Origin of the sequence: Nocardioides dubius, from assembly GCF_039528155.1 — a bacterium.
Taxonomy (GTDB): domain Bacteria; phylum Actinomycetota; class Actinomycetes; order Propionibacteriales; family Nocardioidaceae; genus Nocardioides; species Nocardioides dubius.
This window is the reverse complement of record NZ_BAAALG010000014.1, coordinates 13613-19578: the sequence shown is the minus strand read 5'-3', so window position 1 is coordinate 19578 and position 5966 is coordinate 13613. Positions and strand designations below refer to the sequence as shown.

General features: G+C 70.8%; 6 protein-coding genes. 2 read left to right on the top strand and 4 right to left on the bottom strand.

The window, feature by feature from the left end:
* The coding region (locus tag ABD151_RS19275; protein ID WP_343996470.1) for an amino acid ABC transporter ATP-binding/permease protein at positions 1-870 on the top strand (870 nt) is incomplete at its 5' end.
* A gap of 69 nt (positions 871-939) precedes the next feature.
* Here ABD151_RS19275 and ABD151_RS19270 read toward each other — a convergent pair.
* From ABD151_RS19270 to ABD151_RS19260, 3 genes are read right to left on the bottom strand one after another with little or no spacing between them, the layout of a single operon-like run.
* Positions 940-2625, bottom strand: coding sequence for a ribonuclease J (locus tag ABD151_RS19270; RefSeq protein WP_343996469.1), 1686 nt, complete (start codon positions 2623-2625; stop codon positions 940-942).
* Positions 2626-2632: 7 nt separating this feature from the next.
* On the bottom strand, positions 2633-3535 hold the full coding sequence (dapA, locus tag ABD151_RS19265) for a 4-hydroxy-tetrahydrodipicolinate synthase (RefSeq protein WP_343996468.1): 903 nt from the start codon (positions 3533-3535) through the stop codon (positions 2633-2635).
* Between the two features lie 10 nt (positions 3536-3545).
* Positions 3546-4487, bottom strand: coding sequence for an LLM class F420-dependent oxidoreductase (locus tag ABD151_RS19260; RefSeq protein WP_343996467.1), 942 nt, complete (start codon positions 4485-4487; stop codon positions 3546-3548).
* 46 nt (positions 4488-4533) lie between these two features.
* On the opposite strand from ABD151_RS19260, the gene ABD151_RS19255 reads away from it, so the two are divergent.
* Positions 4534-5118 (top strand): hypothetical protein, encoded by a 585-nt coding sequence (locus ABD151_RS19255; RefSeq protein ID WP_343996466.1) that lies wholly within the window; start codon positions 4534-4536, stop codon positions 5116-5118.
* 130 nt (positions 5119-5248) lie between these two features.
* Here ABD151_RS19255 and ABD151_RS19250 read toward each other — a convergent pair whose 3' ends face one another.
* Positions 5249-5818 (bottom strand): hypothetical protein, encoded by a 570-nt coding sequence (locus ABD151_RS19250; RefSeq protein ID WP_343996465.1) that lies wholly within the window; start codon positions 5816-5818, stop codon positions 5249-5251.
* Positions 5819-5966 lie beyond the last annotated feature (148 nt).

Here is a 5966-nt window from a genome sequence, read left to right as displayed (position 1 = left end):
GCCCCCGCCCTCGCCGACGGCGACGTCTCCGGCCCGCTGCTGGCCCTGCTCCTGCTGCTCCCGCTGGCGCTGGCCGACGTCACCGCTCCGCTGGCGGACACCGGAGCACTCAGCGTGCGCACCCGTGCCGCCCGCGCCCGGATCGAGGCGTTGGTGCACACTCCCCCGGCCGTCACCGACCCCGCCGCCCCGGAGCCGCTGCCGACCGGTCCGAGTGCGATCCGGCTCCGCGACGTCAGCGCCGAGTGGGTGCCCGGCACCACCGCGCTGCGGGGCGTGGACCTGGATCTCGCTCCGGGCCGTTGGGTCGGCGTCACCGGACCCTCCGGCAGCGGCAAGAGCACGCTGGCGATGGTGCTGGCCCGGTTCCTGCTGCCCACCGAGGGCGCCGCGCACCTGGGCGAGGTCGACTACGCCGCGCTGGCCGGCGACGACCTGCGCCGCGTCGTCGGCGTGGTCGACGACGACCCGTACCTGTTCTCCTCGACCGTCGTGGAGAACATCCGGCTCGCGGCCCCGGAGGCCGACGACCTGACCGTCGAGCTGGCGATCCGCTCGGTGCGGATGGGCCCTTGGCTGGACGCGCTGCCGGACGGCCTGCACACCCGGATCGGCGAGGGCGGCACGGCGGTCTCCGGCGGCGAGCGGGCCCGGCTCGGCCTGGCCCGCGCGGCGCTGGCGCAGCACCCGGTGCTGGTGCTGGACGAGCCGACCGCGCACCTCGACACCGCGACCGCGACCGCCGTCGCGCGCGACATCCTGGCCACCAGCCAGGGTCGCTCCCTGGTCTGGATCACCCACGACCAGGTCGGGCTCGCGGCGATGGACGAGGTGCTGGAGATCGACGCCGCGGACCTGCTGCGGGTCTGAGAGACGCGTGTGGCGGCTGGCTCCCCCTAGCGGGGAGGCAGCCGCCACACAGGCGTCTCGGTGGACGCGTCAGGACTCGACGACGACCGGCACGATCATCGGCCGACGACGGTGGGTGTTGGCCACCCAGCGACCGATCACCCGGCGCACCTGCTGCTGCAGCTGGTGGGTGTCCTTGACGCCGTCCGCGAGAGCGCGGTCGAGCGCGTCGATGATCGGCTGCTTGATCGCGTCGAAGGTGGTGTCGTCCTCGGCGAAGCCGCGGGCGTGGATCTCCGGGCCGGCGGCGACCTTGCCGGTCACCGAGTCGATCACCACGATGACGGAGATGAAGCCCTCCTCACCGAGGATCCGGCGGTCCTTCAGCGACGCCTCGGTGATGTCGCCGACCGACTGGCCGTCGACGAAGACGTAGCCGCAGGAGACCTTGCCGGCGATCTCGGCCTTGCCGTCGATCAGGTCGACGACGACGCCGTCCTCGGCGATCACCACGTTCTGCACGCCGGTCGCCTTGGCCAGCTCGCCGTTGGCGAGCAGGTGCCGGATCTCGCCGTGCACCGGCATCACGTTGCGCGGCTTGACGATGTTGTAGCAGTAGAGGAGCTCGCCGGCCGAGGCGTGACCCGACACGTGCACCAGCGCGTTGCCCTTGTGCACCACGCGAGCGCCCCAGCGGGCCAGACCGTTGATCACCCGGTAGACCGCGTTCTCGTTGCCCGGGATCAGCGACGAGGCGAGGATGACGGTGTCGCCCTCCTCGATGTGCACGAAGTGGTGGCTGCGCTGCGCGATCCGGCTGAGCGCCGACATCGGCTCGCCCTGCGAGCCGGTGGAGACCAGCACCTGCTTCTCCGGCGCGAGGGTGGCGAGCTCCTTGGCGTCGACCAGGACGCCCGGCGGCACGTTGAGGTAGCCCAGGTCGCGGGCCACGGCCATGTTGCGCACCATCGAGCGGCCGATGTAGGCCACCTTGCGGCCGTGCTCGACGGCGGCGTCGAGGATCTGCTGGACGCGGTGCACGTGCGAGGCGAAGCAGGCCACGATGATCCGCTGGTCGCTCTCGTGGAAGACCCGGTCCAGGACCGGTGCGATCTGCTTCTCGGTGGTCGTGAAGCCGGGGACCTCGGCGTTGGTGGAGTCGGTCAGGAAGAGGTCGACTCCCTCCTCGCCGAGGCGCGCGAAGGCACGCAGGTCGGTGATCCGGCCGTCCATCGGCAACTGGTCCATCTTGAAGTCGCCGGTGTGCAGGACCATGCCCGCGCCGGTGCGGATCGCCACCGCGAGGGCGTCCGGGATGGAGTGGTTGACCGCCACGAACTCCAGGTCGAACGGGCCGAAGCTGATCCGCTCGCCCTCCTTGACCACGTGGTGGACGGTCTCCTTGAGGCGGTGCTCGCGCAGCTTGGAGCCGAGCAGCGCCAGGGTCAGCTCCGAGCCGACCAGCGGGATGTTGCCGCGCTCGCGCAGCAGGTAGGGGGTGGCCCCGATGTGGTCCTCGTGACCGTGCGTGAGGACCAGCGCCTCGACGTCGTCGAGACGGTCCCGGATGGACTCGAAGTCCGGCAGGATCAGGTCGACTCCGGGGTGATGGTCCTCCGGGAAGAGGACGCCGCAGTCGACGATCAGCAGACGACCGTCGTACTCGAAGACGGTCATGTTCCGACCGACCTCCCCGAGCCCTCCGAGCGGGGTGACGCGCAGGCCGCCGGGGGCCAGCGGTCCGGGGGTGGTCAGTTCAGGATGGGTGTGGCTCATCTACTCCTCAGATCAGGCCGGACGCGGCCAGCCCCGCACGAAGCGCGGCGTACTCCTCGTCGTCGAGAGGAACGAGCGGGCTGCGCACGTTCCGGTTGTTGATGACACCGAGCAACTGCAACGTCGCCTTTGCCGTGGTGGCTCCGTAGTTGGGGACGCCCATGATGGCGTCGATCGCGGGGAGCATCCGCGTGAAGATCTGTCGGGCACCGACGGTGTCACCGGCGAACCAGGCGTCGAACATCGCCTTGATCTCGTTGCCGGCGGCGTGCCCGGCGACCGAGACCACGCCGCAGGCGCCGTGCGCCAGGAAGCCGAGGGTGTTGGCGTCGTCGCCGGAGTAGACCGCGAGGTCGAGCTCGGTGTTGATCCGCAGGGCGCGCACCAGGTCGCCGACGGCGTCCTTGACCGCGATCACCTTGTCCCACTGGGCCGCCTCGGCGTAGGTGTCGAAGGCGATCGTGGTGCCGGTGCGGCTCGGCACGTCGTAGAGCATCACCGGCAGCTCGCTGGCGTCCACCACCTGGCGGAAGTGGTGCAGCAGGCCCTTCTGGCTGGGCTTGTTGTAGTACGGGGTGACCAGCAGCACGCCGTCCGCGCCGTTCTTCTCCGCCTGCTGGGCCAGCTCGACCGAGTGCACGGTGGTGTTGGTGCCGACGCCGGCGACCAGCTTGATGCTCGGGCCGACGGCGGCGCGCACGGCGGCGAGGATCTCGCCGTCCTCCTCGATGGTGGTGGTCGGCGACTCACCGGTGGTGCCGGAGACGACCAGGCCGTCGTGGCCGTTCGCCACCAGGTGGGCGGCGATCGCGGAGGTGCCGTCGAAGTCGACGGAGCCGTCCTCGTGGAACGCGGTGGCCATCGCGGTGAGCACGCGACCGAAGGGCGCTGCGGGTGCAACTGACGTCATGAGGTGAAGGCTATCGCTCCCCTGCTCCGAGGTGCGGCATGACCTCGGTCGCAATGAGTTCGAGGTGCTCCAGATCGGCCAGGTCGAGCACCTGCAGGTAGACCCGCTGAGCGCCCTCGGCGGCGTAGGCGTTGATCTTCGCGATCACCTCGTCGGGGGTGCCGGTGAGGCCGTTCTCGCGCAGCTCGTCGACCTCGCGGCCGATCCGTGCCGCCCGGCGGGCGATCTCGGCCTCGTCACGGCCGACGCAGACCACCAGCGCGTTGGACCAGATCAGCTCGTCGGGGTTGCGGCCGATCTGCTCGCAGGCGGCGCGGACCCGGGCGAACTGGTCGCGGGTGGTCTCCAGGGAGACGAAGGGCAGGTTGAACTCGTCGGCGTAGCGCGCTGCCAGCGCCGGGGTCCGCTTCTTGCCGAGGCCGCCGATCAGCACCGGCGGGTGCGGGCTCTGGACCGGCTTGGGCAGAGCGAGCGAGTCGGTGAGCGTGTAGTGCTCGCCGGCGAAGTCGAAGCGCTCCCCCAGCGGGGTGCGCCACAGCCCGGTGATCACCGCGAGCTGCTCCTCGAAGCGGTCGAAGCGCTCCTTGGTGCTCGGGAACGGGATGCCGTACTGGGTGTGCTCGGCCTCGAACCACCCGGCGCCGATGCCCAGCTCGATCCGGCCACCGCTCATCTGGTCGACGCCCGCGACCTGGATGGCGAGCACGCCCGGGTGGCGGAAGGTCGCCGAGGTCATCATCGTGCCGAGCCGGATGGTCTCGGTGTCGCGCGCCAGGCCGGCCAGCGTCGTCCAGGCGTCGGTGGGCCCCGGCAGTCCGTCGGTGCCCATCCCGAGGTAGTGGTCGGAGCGGAAGAACGCTCCGAAGCCGAGGGACTCCGCCGCCTTGGCCACCGCGAGGAGGTCGTCGTAGGTGGCGCCTTGCTGGGGTTCGGTGAAGATCCGCAGTTCCATGCCCCCAGCCTTTCATGCCGCTCAATGGCGTCTCTACGCTGCCAGCATGCGGATTCCTCGGAAGGTCTTGGCCCTCGGGCTGGTGCTCGTGGTGCTGCTGTCCCTCGGCTGGTGGTGGTCGGCAGGGTCCGCCCTGGACGACGTGGAGGTGACCTCCGACCAGCAGATGGTGTGCACCAGCCGGACGGTCGAGCGACCCGACCTCCGGGCTGACGACGCGGCGTTCGACCGGCCCGTGCAGGCTCCTCGCCTGGACCCCGATCTCGACTGCGAGCTGATCCTGCGGGTCAGCAATCCCCAGCGGTTGCCGGTTCGGCTGAGGCAGATCGAGCTTCCCATGATGGGTGCCCAAGGCGGTGCGGGGGTGCGAGTGGCGAGAGTCACCGTCGGCAAGGAGAGGCTCGAGATCGGCAACGACGTCGACGGCGTGATCGACGTCGACCGGACCCTGGGGCGAGACGACTCGTTCGCCTTCAAGGTGGAGTACGCGTTCCGGCCCGGCGGCTGCACGGCCACAGGGACCATGGGAGTGCCGCCAGCCCGCGCGGTCGTCTCGGCGTTGGGCCGCGACCGGACCGTGGAGATGGACGAGTGGATCCACCTCGCCGGCACCAAGGCCAGCTCCTGCTAGTCGGTAGGGGCCACCGGCGCCCCACGGCACGATCCGTCAGGCGCCCTGGGCCGCCGCTCAATGTGACCTCAGCGCCGCGTTTCGTTCTGAAACTGCGCGCTGACGTCACATTGAGGACGGCGGCGCCGGGTCAGCAGTAGGCGGTGAGGTAGAACGCGGGCTGGGTCAGCCCGTGGCTGGAGATGTTGGTGGTGCCCACCGCCACATCGGTGTTGATCACCGTGAGCACCTGGCTGGCGACCATGTTGAGGTTGTTCAGCGGCGTCACGGAGAAGGTGCACTCCTCGACGTTGCGCGGGAAGGTCAGGGTGTAGATCGAGACGCTCAGGGATGAGGTGGTGCCCGCGGCCGCCGTGGTGGTGTGCGCCACCGTTCCGTTGATGTTGACCTCTGCGGTCAGGATCTCCAGGTCCGCCCCGGCGCCTTCGGCTCCGGGCGGCCCGGCAGGTCCGGTCGGCCCGGTCTCGCCGGTAGCGCCGGTGGCGCCGATCGGGCCCGCGGGTCCCGTGGGGCCGGCCACGTCGCAGCCCCGCACCAGGCCCTTGGCCGTCTTGCCTGCCGAGGTGACGGTCACCTTGCAGTCGTCGGGTCGCCAGCCGCGGAGCGTGAAGCGGTACCTGCTCTCGTCGTTGGCGGTCCGCGTCACGTCGGCACCGGCCAGCCGAACCTTCGCTCCCGGCTTGGCACGCCCGGCGACCACGAGCTCGCCGCCGGAGATCCGCGCGGCCGAGACCGTCGGGCCCGATGCCGGGGCAGCACTGGACGCCGTGGCCAGGGTGCCGAGGGCCGCGGCGGCAGCGCCGACACCGGCCAGGTAGGTCCACCTGAGACCGGTCTAGCGCGTCAAT